The organism is Citrobacter sp. Marseille-Q3906, from assembly GCF_916618775.1.
Taxonomy (GTDB): domain Bacteria; phylum Pseudomonadota; class Gammaproteobacteria; order Enterobacterales; family Enterobacteriaceae; genus Citrobacter; species Citrobacter murliniae.
On the sequence record NZ_CAKAKA010000003.1, the window covers coordinates 153,340 to 168,254 of the forward strand.

Sequence of the window (14,915 nt, forward strand, 5' to 3'; positions counted from 1 at the left end):
TGAATAACGCGTTTTACTTTAGCTTGTCCATTAACGCCTGGTGAACGTTCTCTGGTAAAAAGTGGGTCACGTCACCCTGATGGCGGGCGACCTCTTTAACCAACGATGATGAGATAAATGACCACTCTTTGGAAGGCATCAAAAAGACGCTCTCCAGCTGGGGCATCAGATGGCGGTTCATGTGCGCCAACTGCATTTCATATTCAAAATCCGCGACCGCACGCAGACCGCGTATCAGAATATTAGCCTGATTATCGCGGGCGAAGTTTGCCATCAGATCGCTAAATCCCAGAACTTCCACATTGCCAAGATGTGCCGTTGCCTGTTGTGCCAGTTCAACGCGCTCTTCAAGCGTAAACATCGGCTTTTTACTGGGGCTTGCGGCAATCGCCAGGATAACGTGATCAAACATGTGCGTTGCGCGCGTCACGATATCAATGTGGCCATTAGTTATTGGATCAAAGGTTCCTGGATAAATCGCCCGTTTTTGCATGACAACCCTCAATGCGTTTTGGGTGGCAGGTAAGGTTCCAGCAGCTGCAGCAGACGTTGTAGCGCGCCCTGGTTTTGATACAGAACTTCAACCGCATGACGACCATAAAAACTACGATAATCTGCATCTGTCAGTAAAGAAGAGATCTCTTTAACCAGCGTGGTGGTGTCGGTAACGGTGATCAATCCGCTTGCCTGCTCCAGTCGCGCGCAAATATCTTTAAAATTAAAGGTATGTGGCCCCATCAGTACCGGAATGGCATGCGCTGCGGCCTCTAATGGGTTGTGACCTCCACGTTCCACCAGTGAGCCACCGACAAAAGCAAGGTCGGCAATGCCGTACAGAAGCATCAGCTCGCCCATAGTATCGCCGATAACGACCTGGGTAGCTGAAGACGGGACTTCACCCGAGGACCGTGTGGTATAGCTTAGCCCAGCCTGGCGTACGAGGTTAATAGCATCCGGGAATCGCTCTGGATGTCTGGGAACCAGAATCAGTAAAAGGTTCGGAAACTGATTTAATAGCGCCTGATGAGCAGCAATGATGATGCTTTCTTCACCATCGTGCGTGCTGGTTGCAATCCATACCGGGCGATGTGGTGCCCACTGGCGGCGCAATGTAATCGCTTTGGCAGCCAGTTGCGGAGTGACGGAAATATCAAACTTAAGACTGCCAGTAACCGTTACCTGATTGTTTCTTGCGCCAAGGGTAATAAAGCGTGCGCCATCTTCTTCATTTTGTGCAGCAATCAGCGTAATGCGACGTAGTAGCCTGCTAACAAATTTACCCAGTTTCGCATAGCCGGCAGCTGAGCGGGCAGAAAGACGTGCGTTGGCAATGACCAGAGGGATATGACGCTTATGCAGTGCAGCAATCAGATTTGGCCATAGCTCAGTCTCCATTATTAACACCAGCTTGGGGTCAACTTTGTTCAGGAAGCGGTTCAGTGCGTCTGGTAAATCGTAAGGGAGATAGACGTGTTGAACGTCAGTACCGAAAGCAGACTGTACGCGCTCGGAACCTGTTGGCGTCATGGTCGTTACCGTGATCGGTAGATCGGGATAACGATGTCGCAGAGCGCGAACTAAAGGGATCGCCGCCAGCGTTTCGCCTACAGAAACGGAATGAAGCATGATGCCGCCAGGTTTCAGTGGGCGGCGATAAAATCCATAGCGTTCACCCCAGCGTTTACGATAGGCCGGAGCCTTACGTCCGCGCACCCAAAGCCGTATCCAGATCAGGGGCTGAATAAGGTAGAAAAGGGCGGTGTAAAGCAATTCGAGCATAATAGTAGCTGACTTATGAATGTGCTGGGGATTCTATGTATTTAACTATGGCTTTACCATCATTTTTATCCAGGTTGTATCAAAAGGATTGAATTGGCAATGCCTTGTTTTAGCTGCGACTGTATCAAAAAGGCACATATTCCCATTTGTAAGGCTTAGCGTCTTGTGCGGTACGACTTTTTTGGTGAATTGCGTTTCTTATTATCTGATTGTTTTTAATTGATAAATTTTTTATATGGTTAAAAAATATTCATTTCGGATTGAGTGATAATAAATGGTATACTGCTGCATAATTTCAGGTAGCTAGCAGCCATCAACGCTTCGGAGCCATGGGAGGCAATCTTTGGATAGCGCAAGCAGAGATTACAGTACTCTTATGCATCAGGTTTGGTGTGGCTGGCGACGCGATGCGGATATTAATGGATGATCATTGCTTTTTGTTTGTACAAGTATTTTCCCTATGGCGGGTTACAACGTGATTTCCTGCGGGTTGCGCTTACGGTTGCTGCACGTGGCCACCGTGTTCAGGTTTTTACCCAGAGCTGGCAGGGGGAGCGTCCTGAGGGGCTTGAAATTATACTCGTCCCAGTAACATCCAGAACTAACCATGGAAAAAATGAGCAATATTATCAGTGGGTTCAGCAATATTTAAGCCAGCACCCAGTTGATCGGATCGTAGGGTTTAATAAAATGCCGGGGTTGGATGTTTATTATGCAGCTGACGTCTGTTATGCCGAAAAAGTTGCCCGGGAAAAAGGTTTTTTTTACAAGCTGACGCAGCGATATCGGCATTATTCTTCATTTGAAAAAGCCGTATTTCAGCAAGGATCCCGCACCGCGTTATTGATGTTAACCAACAAGCAAATTGGCGATTTCAAACATCATTATCGAACAGAGAACCAGCGTTTTCATATTCTTCCCCCTGGGATTTACCCTGATCGGAAATATAGCCAGCAACCTGAAAACAGCAGGCAGAATGTCAGGAATAAAAATGGTATACAACGCGATCAGTTTTTTCTCCTGCAAGTGGGATCAGATTTTAAGCGCAAAGGTGTATCGAGAACATTGCAGGCGTTGGCGTCTTTACCAGAGTCAATACGCCAGCGGACGCGATTGATGGTAGTAGGCCAGGATAAAGCCGATCGCTACCGTGCTCAGGCCCGCCAATTGGGTATTGAAGAGCTCGTACAATTTTTCTCGGGGCGAGATGATATTGCTGAATTGATGTCCGCTGCTGATTTATTGCTCCATCCTGCCGTTCAGGAAGCCGCTGGTATTGTATTGTTAGAGGCTGTGGTTGCAGGTTTGCCTGTATTAACCACGGAAGTATGCGGATATGCCGATTACATCAATGCCGCCCAATGTGGAGTGGTAATTTCTGAACCGTTCGAGCAGACAAATCTGAATACAGCACTTTTCGATGCGCTGCAAAATAATGAGAAGAGAAATAGCTGGGCAGGCCATGCCCGGCATTTTGCTGATACAGAGGATCTCTACAGCCTGGCGGACAGGGCTGCAGATATCATTTTAGGTCATTGAGAATGATTGAACTAAAAGAACCGTTTGCCACGCAATGGCAAGGAAAAGATCCGTTCGCGGAAGTGTCTAAGCTGGATGGTGAAGTCTTCCGCGCTCTGGAAACACGGCGTACCCTGCGTTTTGAGATGATGGGTAAGGGGTATTTTCTTAAATATCATCACGGAACCACGCTAAAAGAAGTGGTGAAGAACCTCATTTCTCTCCGCATGCCTGTTCTTGGCGCAGATCGAGAATGGTTAGCTATTCACCGTTTGAAAGAGCTGAATGTTGATACAATGAACGGTGTTGCATTTGGTCAGAAAGGACTTAACCCGTTAGAGCGAACGTCATTTATCATCACTGAAGACCTGTCTCCTGCAATCAGCCTTGAAGATTTTTGTGCCAGATGGGGTGTCGAGCGCCCTGATTTTGTCTTAAAACAGGCCATTATTACCCGTGTAGCAGAAATGGTCGGAAAAATGCATCGTGGTGGGGTGAACCATCGGGACTGTTATATCTGTCACTTTCTGCTTCAACAGCCGATGCCAACAGAAATCGCGGATATTAAACTTTCTGTAATTGACCTGCATCGAGCACAAATACGTCAGCATGTACCGCGCCGTTGGCGTGACAAGGATTTAATTGGGCTCTATTTCTCCTCACTGGAGATCGGATTGACATCCAGGGATATCTATCGTTTCTTACGTGTATATTTCGCAATGCCATTGCGTGAAATTCTCCGCCACGAAGCCAGATTGTTTCAACAAGCTGTTACAAAAGCGCAAAAAATAAGACAAAGAACAATAAGAAAAGCGCTATAAAATGCATAAAAAGTTTGAGGCCATTTTATTATGAACATTGATTTTCAAAAAGTAATTATTCAAAAGCATGTTATTGACAGCTCTACGCACGATAAAGATAAGAAATTAAATATTGCGTATGGCGTCGATCGCAATTTTTTATTTGGATCCGGGATTTCAATGACATCAGTATTAGTTAATAATCCTGATATCGATATCAATTTTTATATAGCAACAGACTATATTGATAATGACTATCTGGAAAGCATAAATCGACTGACCCAAATGTATAGTACGACGGTGACGATTCTTGTTTTCGATAACGCTGCATTTCGTAAGCTACCGAGCACGAAAGCCTGGACTTATGCAATGTACTATCGTTATTTTGCCTTTGAATATTTAAGCGCAGAATTAAGCTCCGTACTGTATCTTGATGCTGATGTTATATGCAAAGGTTCTTTGCGAGAGTTTACTGAGGTTAATTTCTGTGGGGAATATGCTGCTGTTATCAATGATATCGATGAAGTGCGTATCAAATCAGGTAACCGGCTCGGTATACCAGCGCTGAGTAATGGTTATTTTAATTCTGGTGTTGTATATGCGAATTTAGATGTTTGGCGAGAACAACAGCTCCTGACTAAGGCGTTTTCTATTTTAGAGGAGCGCCAGAAGGAACTCCTTTATTTTGATCAGGATGTTCTGAATATATTGTTCGTGGATAATGTCATTTTTCTGAGAAGAGATTTTAACTGTATCTACGGTGTGGATCAGGAACTGCAGAATAAAAATGATGAAATCTATCAAGATTATATTACTGATGATACGGTGTTGATTCATTATGTTGGTGTTACTAAACCATGGCATAAATGGGCTAAATACCCAGTAGCTAAATACTTCATTGAAGCTTATGAAAAATCGGCATGGGCGGAAAAGTCTTTACTTAACGCAAATACAGCAAAACTGTATAAACGTAAATCGCGGCATGAGAGAGTACAGCGAAAATATATCCGATCAGTTCTTAGTCATGTGATGTATATAAAGACTAAGTTACATAGTCCTAAAGTGCACTGAAAACACTAACTGTAATTTATTGATAATAAGATTAAATAGGTGTAGCGAATGAACTTTGATTGTCATCGATCCATAAAAAAGATACTTGAATTTAATCAGGCACCCACTGAACAAAAAACAGAATTTAACATTGCCTGGGGTGTTGATAAAAATTTTATGTTTGGTGCTGCGATCTCGATGACATCAGTACTGTTACATAATAGAGGTTTAAATATACATTTCCATCTCTTTACAGATTATCTGGACGACGATTATCAACAAAGAATTATAAAACTAGCAAAACAATTTTCCACAAATATCTCAATTTATGTTATGGATGCCGAAGGATTAAAAGTATTGCCGAGCGGCCATGCCTGGTCCCATGCAATGTACTTTAGATTTGTTGCATTCGAATATTTGGGCGAAAAAATAGAGTCTCTGTTATATATCGATGCCGATGTGATGTGTAAAGGTTCGCTCATTGAACTTAGTCAAATTGATATTAATCAGCATGTTGCCGCTGTAGTTACCGATGTGGATGATAGTCCCGCCAGAGATGTTACAGAAAACAGTGAATATTTTAATTCTGGAGTTATCTACGCAAATCTTAAAAAGTGGAAAGAACAGAATTTTATTAATGCTGCTTTTGATATTCTGTTAGATAAAAGAAATAAACTATCTTTCCCTGACCAGGATGTTTTAAATATTATTTTTTTAAATAAAGTTATTTTTTTACCGAGAAAATTTAACGCCATTTATGGTATTAAACAAGAATTGAAAAGCAAAGATCTTTCTCGATATAAAAAATATATTACGGATGATACAATCCTTATTCATTATGTTGGCGTAACTAAACCATGGAATTCTTGGGCTAACTACCCCTCTGCACAGTATTTTGTTGAGGCATGGAAGGCATCACCATGGGCTGATGTTCCCCTGTTACCAGCCAGAACGCCAAAACAATATAAAAAGAAATCTCGGCATGAGCGATTACAGGGTAAATTTTTCGCCTCGCTGATAAGTTATGCAGGTTATTTAATACAAAAATTAAAGCAAAAATAAAAAAAACTCCCGTGAGGGAGTTTTTTTATTGCAATTTAGTTTTGAGATATTTCATATACCATTTTATTGCGGTGAAATAATTCCCTTTTTTGGCTTCCTGGCGAGAGTAAACCCTATAATCGGTAGGTCTCATACGTGGTGCATATGAGCGCAATTCTGTATTTCGCCATGGCGTGAAATGATGATAGAAAAGATAGAGTTGCTGTGAAAGCCCTGTATGTTCCTTATACCATGGTTTTCTTCCGCCGGTAAAATGGACAATTCGAGGGAGGAACTCTGAGTTGTAGAAAAAAGACTCCCTTTGTTCATCGTTGAACCAATTGAATAAAAAATTCCATCGGTTATCAATAAACGCAACGTTACCATCCATAGCAATGTTTAATGCATCCTGGTCGAAATAAGGTAATGATTTCCCTTGTTCAAATAGGACAGTATTTGCTTTATGCTCAATATCATATTTGATCCAATTGGCTACATTAATGTACAGGAACCCGGCATTAAAATAGTGATCAGTGCGCAAACCTAAACGTTTTGCATTTTTATTATCATGAATATCGAGCGAGTCATGGCTAACAGCACAGATGACATCACTAATATCAATGTTATTAATCTCATTGAGCTTATCAAAGCACAAAGTATCGGCATCTAAATAGATAAAATGCTCTACCTTATCTTTTAGTAAGCGCGGCACGGCCAAACGCATATAAGTCGAGCGGTTAAGATGTTTGATTGCAAAGTCGTTATTATATTTTTCAATTTCTTCTTTATCGATCTTTACAACCTGAATTTTTTCGCTGGTTGAACGTAATTTATCAATATCCTCATCATTGACATCATAGACAAAGACGAAAAATGAAAGAGATTGTCCTGGATTGTTCATTATGACCGACATAATGGACACTGCTACATATTCCAGATAATTAGCATCTGTACAGTAAGCAATATTAATGACGTTATTTTTGTTATCCATTTATTCTTTCTCATTACCTTTGTCAGTATCACTATCATGAAGTACCGTATCGATAGCGTCAATCACAGCTTGTTCTGGTATCCATGTTAAATATTTTTTTGACCTGTCGAGCTCCTCTCTGGAAGGCATAGGGTGATAATCACCAGCCCAAATCACAATCGCTTTATCTGACCATGGCTTCCATTGTTGATATTTGGTCGCACCAAATAAACATACCTGTGGTGTTCCTAATGCCGCTGCCATATGCATGGGTGCCGAATCGACACCAATATAGAGAATGGCATGGTCGATTAATGCGGCTAACTGCAGGAAAGTGGTGTGACCAGCCAGTGTCAGGTCAGGAGATAATTTACACAGTGCAGCAATGCGTTGGACCTGCTGCTGCTCACTTAATGCTGGTCCGCAGGTAAGATAAACATGTAGGCCAAGTTGATGCAGATGATCTATAACGTGTGCAAATTTATCATCATCCCAGCATTTAAACTCTTGTCTTGCAGTCGGTTGAATAACAACATATTTTTGCGTAGGTAATGCCGGGAGTTGAGATACCAAATATTGATAGTCATTCTGACGATAGCGAAGACTCATTTTTTTCTTTAGTTCTGTTTCGCTAAAGCCAATGCCTTTGAGGATTGATAAATTTTGTTCGACAATATGTGTGCCAGTCAGTGGTGTAACTCGTGAAAATAGTCTGTTCCATTGTTTCTTGTCGCGTTCAAACGCAACAGATGGACGGTGTAACGAAGCGATAAGTACACCAATCGGCCATTGTTCGGTTAAATTAATGATAAGATCGTACTGGTTCTTTTTTAGTTGCTGACGTATTGATATGTAATTTTTTACGCTTGTCAGTGGACCTTTCTTTTTCTCAATGAGATAGAAATCGTTGATACCTTCATTAGCGGCTAAGATTGATTTGGTATCTTTATAAAGAAGAAGATCAATTTTAGCGTGCGGATACCGAGTCTGAATACTGTTAATTACAGGTGTGATTAACAGTACATCACCATAAAATTTTAGCTTGCAAATGAGAACTCTTTCTACTTTATCAAACATTTTTAGCTCCCTTTCCAAAAAACAAATTTTTGCAAGCTGTTATTATTTTATATCTCAATTCAGAAATGGAACGATCAATATGTGGATATTTCATTTTATAAATAATTTTTTTCTTAACGACTCTGGTGTCACAGTTAGCCAGTGCATTCTGAATATTATTAATCATATCCTCGTCATAGCGATAATACCCTCTCTTCTTGCGTAAAATTTTGCGCCCTTCTAAAAAACAATTAATAATCATTAATGAAGCAACAGCTCGCTTTTCATCATTTTTACTTATGTAGTTGCTCATTTTTTTCATGGCAAAGAAGATATTATCAGCATCACTATCGATAATATTCTCGGTGATACTTTTATCATTCACCCGGTAATAGTATAACTTGCTATCAATTTTTAAAATACGATGACATTTGAAATACTGAAAAGGGCAGAAAATAACATCTTCGTAGCGGCGATGTTCTTCAAATCGATCTTCGCCGATAATGTCGCGATGAAAGATCTTTGTCATGAGATGCCATTGCCCGGCACGGAATGTTGGTAACAGGGGCGCGTAGTTGTCGTCAGTTAAAATAATTTCATGCTGGGCTATAGTGCTCTCACTATCTGATGGAGCCTGATACAACTTATTGATATCACGAGTTAAATTGAATTCGACAATATCATATTTTTCTTCTCGTAATTTAGGGAGAAGAACAGAAAAATAATTTGGGCTGATGATATCATCGCTGTCTACAAAGCCAATATATTTCCCTGTAGCATGCGCAAGCCCAACGTTGCGAGTAATCGCAACACCTTGATTTTCCTTATTGATGTATTTAATGTTATTGCAGTTTTTTTCGCGATAAAACGCATTGATACGTTCATCAGTCAAATCTGTAGAGCCATCATTAATAATTATTAACTCAACATCTTCAGTAATACTCTGATGTATAGACGTCAGCGTAGCTGTAATAAATTCAGCATTATTGTATACAGGTATAATAATGCTTAGTAAATAACCTGAAGCGTTAATCATGGCATCTTTCTCTCGTTGGACCCGGTACCAGCATTACCGCTACGCATAACGTCAGAACGCTGCTCAAGGCTTCGCCTTTAGCGTATAATAATAAATCACTTAAGCCATAGATAGCTATAGCGCCTGATATGGCGAATAGTAAAGGACTACGTTGCGTGTAACCTATTAAAAACATAGCACTATACAGCAAGATTAGCACAACAACCCCTGGGATGCCTTTAAGTGAAAACGTATCAATGACTTCATTATGCAGGTGGATGTCAACATACGCGAGTGCCCCTTGCAGTGAGACATTTTGTAAAGCGGATACTTTGATTTCAGCATCACGTTGTTCAAGTGATTGTCCCAAATAGTGTGCTTTGCCGGCATCAATTCCTACTCGTTGCATCGCAAATCGCGCGCCAATGGAAGTATTACTATTACTCTGGCTATAAGAATGCAGATCAACCATCATATTCTGGTAGCGATTTTCAATAACCGATTTCAGGGGGATCGCTGCCAGCCCGACTAATACCGCGAAGGCCAGCAGTGCCCTTAATAATATAGTGCGGTTATGGCGATAGTGTATGAAAAAAAGACCGATACTCAGGAGCGGATAGATCAGAATAGCTGCCCGGGTTTGTGTGGTGATGATAACGGCCAATGATATTAAGAAATGTAGCAGGTAAAGTGAGACGGTATGTTTTAAACGCAGGTTGAGAATCGCCTGTGATGCTAATAACGCGATAAACGTCAGGCCGTAGGCCGCTCCGGTTGGGTGCTCAAAACCGAGTGCAACACGGTAGGTCGAAAGATCGGGGGCACCGGCAAGCTGATAGCCAGCGTAAAAATACAGGCCAATCGCTGTAATAATCACCCAGATGCTGACAATGTGGTTTTTTATTGCGCGTGATGGTTGTGATGTCAATGCGGCAATAACCAGTGCGGCAAAAATCATGACCTTGCCGCCGTTCTGGTATGAACGATAAGCGCCGGTAAAAGCAGAACCGGGTTGCTTAAAGATTTCCACCCAAATGATTTGGACTAAACCGAAGAGCAGCAACATAAATGGTAAAAATAGATTTTGTTTGTGGCTAAGCACATGCTTAATATTTTTACCAATCAATGGTAGAGACAGGATCGCACAGACAATAAATACCTTTAGCGCTTCATCTGGGTTGACCAATACCATCGCAAGGGTTGCAAGGATCCCAGCATAAAATAGTACGTATATAAAATCATATGGATTATTTCTTATGCTGCAGATAAGGCGAGAAAACATGTGTTGGCGAAGCATGATTCGTCTCTTAAAATTAAAGCAAATTAATATCAAGTAGCAATACTTTGATAGCGCTGGCATCCAGATCCTGTAACTTTCCGGAATGGCTCTTCTGCGCGTATTGATTCTTCCCATATCCCCCAATCAACCCAGGGTCCGTCGGGCCATACAGCGTAATATTCGGTCGATCCAGTGCGGCAGTTAAATGGCTTAATCCGGTATCAACTGAGACGACAAATTTAGCGCCTGCTAATACCTGGGCCACATCCTCCAGGCTCATTCGCGGTAGAACCTCTACGTAATCAAATCCCTCAGCCAGTCTCCTGGCCCGCGCTTCTTCATGAGGAGCACCCCAGGGGAGCTTAATGCGTATGCCTGCATTATTTAAAAGGCCAATCAGCTCCCGCCAGTTAGCTTCTGGCCAGTGCTTATCATCACGCGTAGTGGCATGCAAGAAGACCGCATACTGTCCCGCATCGGCATTAAGTTCATTCAGAAAATGCTGCGCGATAGCGTAATCACCTTGTGGCTGTGGTTTGGCATATCCCAGACTTTTTGCGAACAGTTCTCGGGTTCGTTCAACGGCATGCTGCTGTTTGGCAATATGATGTTTGCGGTTATAAAAAAGACTCGCCAGGGGCTCGCGCGCCGTGCTCCAGTCCATACCATGCTTGATGCCACGCGCCAGACGCGTGACCAGCGCGGCGCTTTTTACCAGGCCTTGTGCATCAATTATCACGTCATACTGCTGCAAACGAACTGCATCGCGAAAGGCTTTACGCTCCGCTTTAATCGGTGCGGAAAACCAGGCCTTGCGCCAGCGGCGAATCGCCACCGGAATTACGCGGTCAACGGCCGAATGCCAGGCGGGGATTTGGGCGAACCCTTCTTCCACTACCCAATCAAATTGAATATCCGGAATGGCCTGCTGCGCATCCGTTAATGCGGGCAACGTATGCAGTACATCGCCCATTGACGATGTTTTAACGATCAGAACCCGCATCCGTCAGACTTCCTCTTGTAACAACAGGTCATTGAGTTCTTCCAGTACACGCTGGGGAGTGATGTCAATCAGGCTCTGGTGATAACCTTCTGCTGCATCCCCTTTACGAACCTTGTGATAACCCGTAATCAGACGAATGACCCGCGCTTTGTGAGACAACGGCGGGGTAAAGTCAGGACTACTTGGGCCATACAATGCTACCAGAGGTCGGTTCAACGCCGCGGCAACGTGCATTAAGCCGGAGTCATTGGTGACAACAGCTTTACAGGCGGCAAGCAGAATAACGGCCTGTTCCAGCTGCGTTTCGCCAGCCAGGTTACGACACCACGCCTGCTGTTCGGTGTTCAGCGTTGCCAGAATCTCATTGCCGGCCTCATGATCTTTGGCCGAGCCAAACAGCACAATCTGATGGCCTTCGTCGATCAGTTGCTTCGCCAGTTCAGCATAGTGATAGTGAGGCCAGCGTTTCGCCGGACCAAATTCTGCGCCAGGGCAAAAACCGATGATTGGGCGTTCAGCAGAGAGGGAGAACTGGTTACAGGTCAGTGATTTTTCGCCTTCACTGACTTGCAGTTGTGGCCATAACAGCGGTTGCGGTAAATCTTTGGCGGAAAGCATCACGCCTTTATCGTAGGCCAGCGCCACATAGCGTTCGACCATCAGCGGCCAGGCCTCTTTATCCAGCACGCGCGCATCGTTGAGTAAGCCGTAGCGCATCTCGCCACGCCAGCCTGTACGATGGGGAATGCCTGCAAAGAACGGCACCAGAGCGGATTTAAAAGAGTTTGGTAGCACGTAAGCACGGTCATAGCGTTTCTCACGCATACTGTGACCGAGTTTACGGCGTTCGCCGATCTCCAGCGCACCGTGTCCCAGCGGCATGGCGATGGCTTCGTTGACTTCAGGCATACGCGACAGCAGCGGACGGCACCATGCAGGTGCCATCACGTCGATTATCGCCTGGGGATAGCGCGCCTTGAGCGTGCGATAGAGACTTTGCGACATCATCATGTCGCCCACCCATGACGGGCCTATCACCAAAATTTTCATACTTACGCGTCGCGGTTCAGCCAGGCCATATATTCCGTTACGCCTTCGGCAACGGTCTTAAACGGTTTGTCATAGCCCGCAGCACGCAGGTTAGTCAGATCCGCCTGGGTAAATGCCTGGTAACGGCCTTTCAGTTTTTCCGGGAACGGAATGTACTCAATACTGCCTTTTTTGTGGTACGCCAGCGTAGCGTCCGCGACGGCCTGGAAAGATTCTGCCCGACCAGTACCGAGGTTGAAGATTCCGGAAACGCCATTTTCCAGGAACCACAGGTTTACCGCTGCAACATCGCCGACATAGACGAAATCACGTTTGAAGTTTTCACTGCCTTCAAACAGCTTTGGTGTTTCGCCATTGTTGAGCTGGGTGTTGAGATGGAAAGCCACACTTGCCATGCTGCCTTTATGGCCTTCACGCGGTCCGTAGACATTGAAATAACGGAAGCCAACGATCTGGGAGTTTGCTTCAGGCAGGATCTGACGCACATATTCGTCGAACAGGAATTTTGAGTAGCCGTACACGTTCAGCGGTTTCTCATATTCGCGGGATTCGATGAAGTCAGAAGTACGACCGCCGTAGGTGGCGGCAGAAGAGGCGTACAGGAACGGAATTTCGCGTTCCAGGCAGTAGTGCAGCAGCTCTTTAGAGTATTGATAGTTATTGTCCATCATATACTTGCCGTCCCACTCGGTGGTGGAGGAGCATGCGCCTTCGTGGAAAATCGCCTCAATATCGCCGAAATCTTCTCCGGCCATAATCTGGATCAGGAAGTCTTCCTTGTCCATGTAGTCAGCAATATTCAGATCCACCAGGTTCACAAACTTGGTGCCGTCTTTCAGGTTGTCCACCACCAGAATATCGGTGATGCCTTTATCATTCAGGGACTTAACGATGTTGCTGCCGATAAAGCCCGCGCCGCCGGTAACGATGATCATAACTGTAACCTTCGAATTATGGAGTCAGAGACAATCTCAGACACGAATGTCTCTAATCATATCACTACATGGCTCTGGCTTCAGCCATTCACAGATAAGCTGTGCGGGTACACGTGATTTATGCTTCATTTTAAAGAAGTGATGATGCGTCATCTCGTATCAACGTATAGCTTTGGGTAATATGTGCTGAAATTTGCCCAGTCTGGAGAATTGCAATGCGTGGGAATTTTTACAAGCAGTTAACGAACGATCTGGAAACCGCACGTGCGGAAGGATTGTTTAAAGAAGAGCGCATTATTACGTCTGCCCAGCAGGCGGATATCACCGTGGCAGACGGAAGCCACGTTATTAACTTTTGTGCGAACAATTACCTGGGACTGGCTAACCACCCGGAACTGATTGCGGCAGCAAAAGCGGGTATGGATTCTCACGGCTTTGGTATGGCGTCGGTGCGCTTTATTTGCGGAACCCAGGACAGCCATAAGCAACTGGAGCAAAAACTGGCTACATTCCTGGGGATGGAAGACGCCATTCTTTACTCTTCCTGTTTCGACGCCAACGGCGGCCTGTTCGAAACGCTGCTGGGTGCAGAAGATGCGATTATCTCCGATGCCCTGAACCACGCATCAATCATCGACGGCGTTCGTCTGTGTAAAGCGAAGCGTTTCCGTTACGCCAATAACGATATGCAGGAGCTGGAAGCTCGCCTGAAAGAAGCTCGTGAAGCGGGGGCTCGCCATGTGCTAATCGCCACCGACGGCGTCTTCTCCATGGATGGCGTGATTGCAAACCTGAAAGGCGTCTGCGATCTGGCAGACAAATACGATGCGCTGGTGATGGTTGATGATTCCCACGCGGTTGGCTTTGTCGGCGAAAACGGTCGCGGTTCTCATGAGTATTGTGACGTGATGGGGCGTGTGGACATCATCACCGGGACGCTGGGTAAAGCACTGGGTGGCGCATCTGGTGGTTATACTGCGGCACGTAAAGAAGTGGTGGAGTGGCTGCGTCAGCGTTCGCGCCCGTATCTGTTCTCTAACTCTCTGGCCCCGGCAATTGTTGCTGCTTCCATCAAAGTGCTGGAGATGGTCGAGGCAGGTAGCGAACTGCGTGGTCGTCTGTGGGCGAACGCACGTCAGTTCCGTGAACAAATGTCAGCTGCTGGCTTTACGCTGGCTGGTGCCGATCACGCCATTATCCCGGTAATGCTGGGTGATGCTGTGGTAGCACAGGACTTTGCCCGCGAGCTGCAAAAAGAGGGGATTTACGTTACTGGATTCTTCTATCCGGTGGTTCCGAAAGGTCAGGCGCGTATCCGTACCCAGATGTCTGCGGCGCATACTCCTGAGCAGATTACGCGTGCTGTCGACGCGTTTACACGCATTGGTAAACAACTGGGCGTTATTGCCTGAGGATGTG

The 14,915-nt window shown here is 44.7% G+C and carries 14 protein-coding genes; 5 read left to right on the plus strand and 9 right to left on the minus strand.

Annotation, left to right across the window (positions count from 1 at the left end):
* Positions 1-13: 13 nt before the first annotated feature.
* Both coaD and waaA read right to left on the minus strand, forming a co-directional pair.
* Complete coding sequence (gene coaD / locus LG384_RS18070) at positions 14-493, minus strand: pantetheine-phosphate adenylyltransferase (RefSeq protein WP_045448820.1); 480 nt, start codon at positions 491-493, stop codon at positions 14-16.
* An 8-nt stretch (positions 494-501) separates the two neighbouring features.
* Entirely contained in the window at positions 502-1,779 is a 1,278-nt protein-coding gene (gene waaA, locus LG384_RS18075; protein WP_225761344.1) for a lipid IV(A) 3-deoxy-D-manno-octulosonic acid transferase, read from the minus strand.
* Positions 1,780-2,202: 423 nt separating this feature from the next.
* Here waaA and LG384_RS18080 point away from each other — a divergent pair, with 423 nt between their 5' ends.
* Genes LG384_RS18080 through LG384_RS18095 form a run of 4 tightly spaced genes read left to right on the plus strand, consistent with a single transcriptional unit; the run spans position 2,203 to position 6,209 of the window.
* Entirely contained in the window at positions 2,203-3,318 is a 1,116-nt protein-coding gene (locus tag LG384_RS18080) for a glycosyltransferase family 4 protein (RefSeq protein WP_045448817.1), read from the plus strand.
* A gap of 2 nt (positions 3,319-3,320) precedes the next feature.
* Entirely contained in the window at positions 3,321-4,118 is a 798-nt protein-coding gene (gene rfaP, locus LG384_RS18085; RefSeq protein ID WP_045448815.1) for a lipopolysaccharide core heptose(I) kinase RfaP, read from the plus strand.
* Between the two features lie 30 nt (positions 4,119-4,148).
* Positions 4,149-5,168 carry a glycosyltransferase gene (locus LG384_RS18090; RefSeq protein WP_045448814.1) on the plus strand — a complete coding sequence of 340 codons (1,020 nt, stop codon included), beginning with the start codon at positions 4,149-4,151 and terminating at the stop codon, positions 5,166-5,168.
* A gap of 48 nt (positions 5,169-5,216) precedes the next feature.
* Complete coding sequence (locus LG384_RS18095) at positions 5,217-6,209, plus strand: glycosyltransferase (protein WP_225761345.1); 993 nt, start codon at positions 5,217-5,219, stop codon at positions 6,207-6,209.
* A gap of 25 nt (positions 6,210-6,234) precedes the next feature.
* Here LG384_RS18095 and LG384_RS18100 read toward each other — a convergent pair whose 3' ends face one another.
* From LG384_RS18100 to rfaD, 7 genes are read right to left on the minus strand one after another with little or no spacing between them, the layout of a single operon-like run.
* The gene (locus LG384_RS18100) at positions 6,235-7,179 is read right to left on the minus strand and encodes a glycosyltransferase family 8 protein (protein WP_045448810.1); all 945 of its coding nucleotides are present in this window, start codon (positions 7,177-7,179) and stop codon (positions 6,235-6,237) included.
* Positions 7,180-8,235, minus strand: coding sequence for a lipopolysaccharide core heptosyltransferase RfaQ (rfaQ, locus tag LG384_RS18105; RefSeq protein ID WP_225761346.1), 1,056 nt, complete (start codon positions 8,233-8,235; stop codon positions 7,180-7,182).
* On the minus strand, positions 8,228-9,250 hold the full coding sequence (locus tag LG384_RS18110; RefSeq protein ID WP_048223110.1) for a glycosyltransferase: 1,023 nt from the start codon (positions 9,248-9,250) through the stop codon (positions 8,228-8,230). Before LG384_RS18110 ends, rfaQ begins: the two co-directional genes overlap by 8 nt.
* Positions 9,243-10,526, minus strand: coding sequence for an O-antigen ligase (locus LG384_RS18115; RefSeq protein ID WP_190284571.1), 1,284 nt, complete (start codon positions 10,524-10,526; stop codon positions 9,243-9,245). Before LG384_RS18115 ends, LG384_RS18110 begins: the two co-directional genes overlap by 8 nt.
* Before the next feature lie 16 nt (positions 10,527-10,542).
* Positions 10,543-11,511 (minus strand): lipopolysaccharide heptosyltransferase RfaC, encoded by a 969-nt coding sequence (gene rfaC, locus LG384_RS18120; protein ID WP_225761347.1) that lies wholly within the window; start codon positions 11,509-11,511, stop codon positions 10,543-10,545.
* Between the two features lie 3 nt (positions 11,512-11,514).
* Positions 11,515-12,561, minus strand: a complete 1,047-nt coding sequence (gene rfaF, locus LG384_RS18125) for an ADP-heptose--LPS heptosyltransferase RfaF (RefSeq protein ID WP_045448802.1) — start codon at positions 12,559-12,561, stop codon at positions 11,515-11,517.
* Between the two features lie 2 nt (positions 12,562-12,563).
* Positions 12,564-13,496, minus strand: coding sequence for an ADP-glyceromanno-heptose 6-epimerase (gene rfaD / locus LG384_RS18130; RefSeq protein ID WP_003827312.1), 933 nt, complete (start codon positions 13,494-13,496; stop codon positions 12,564-12,566).
* A 215-nt stretch (positions 13,497-13,711) separates the two neighbouring features.
* Here rfaD and kbl point away from each other — a divergent pair, with 215 nt between their 5' ends.
* The gene (kbl, locus tag LG384_RS18135; RefSeq protein WP_045448800.1) at positions 13,712-14,908 is read left to right on the plus strand and encodes a glycine C-acetyltransferase; all 1,197 of its coding nucleotides are present in this window, start codon (positions 13,712-13,714) and stop codon (positions 14,906-14,908) included.
* The last annotated feature ends 7 nt before the right edge of the window (positions 14,909-14,915 follow it).

Bases quoted from the DNA above. Each gene is read 5' to 3' on its own strand.
- coaD (WP_045448820.1), bottom strand. From the start codon at position 493: ATGCAAAAACGGGCGATTTATCCAGGAACCTTTGATCCAATAACTAAT.
- LG384_RS18095 (WP_225761345.1), top strand. From the start codon at position 5,217: ATGAACTTTGATTGTCATCGATCCATAAAAAAGATACTTGAATTTAAT.
- rfaP (WP_045448815.1), top strand. From the start codon at position 3,321: ATGATTGAACTAAAAGAACCGTTTGCCACGCAATGGCAAGGAAAAGAT.
- rfaF (WP_045448802.1), bottom strand. From the start codon at position 12,561: ATGAAAATTTTGGTGATAGGCCCGTCATGGGTGGGCGACATGATGATG.
- rfaC (WP_225761347.1), bottom strand. From the start codon at position 11,511: ATGCGGGTTCTGATCGTTAAAACATCGTCAATGGGCGATGTACTGCAT.
- LG384_RS18090 (WP_045448814.1), top strand. From the start codon at position 4,149: ATGAACATTGATTTTCAAAAAGTAATTATTCAAAAGCATGTTATTGAC.
- rfaD (WP_003827312.1), bottom strand. From the start codon at position 13,496: ATGATCATCGTTACCGGCGGCGCGGGCTTTATCGGCAGCAACATCGTT.
- LG384_RS18100 (WP_045448810.1), bottom strand. From the start codon at position 7,179: ATGGATAACAAAAATAACGTCATTAATATTGCTTACTGTACAGATGCT.
- LG384_RS18115 (WP_190284571.1), bottom strand. From the start codon at position 10,526: ATGCTTCGCCAACACATGTTTTCTCGCCTTATCTGCAGCATAAGAAAT.
- LG384_RS18110 (WP_048223110.1), bottom strand. From the start codon at position 9,250: ATGATTAACGCTTCAGGTTATTTACTAAGCATTATTATACCTGTATAC.
- LG384_RS18080 (WP_045448817.1), top strand. From the start codon at position 2,203: ATGATCATTGCTTTTTGTTTGTACAAGTATTTTCCCTATGGCGGGTTA.
- waaA (WP_225761344.1), bottom strand. From the start codon at position 1,779: ATGCTCGAATTGCTTTACACCGCCCTTTTCTACCTTATTCAGCCCCTG.
- kbl (WP_045448800.1), top strand. From the start codon at position 13,712: ATGCGTGGGAATTTTTACAAGCAGTTAACGAACGATCTGGAAACCGCA.
- rfaQ (WP_225761346.1), bottom strand. From the start codon at position 8,235: ATGTTTGATAAAGTAGAAAGAGTTCTCATTTGCAAGCTAAAATTTTAT.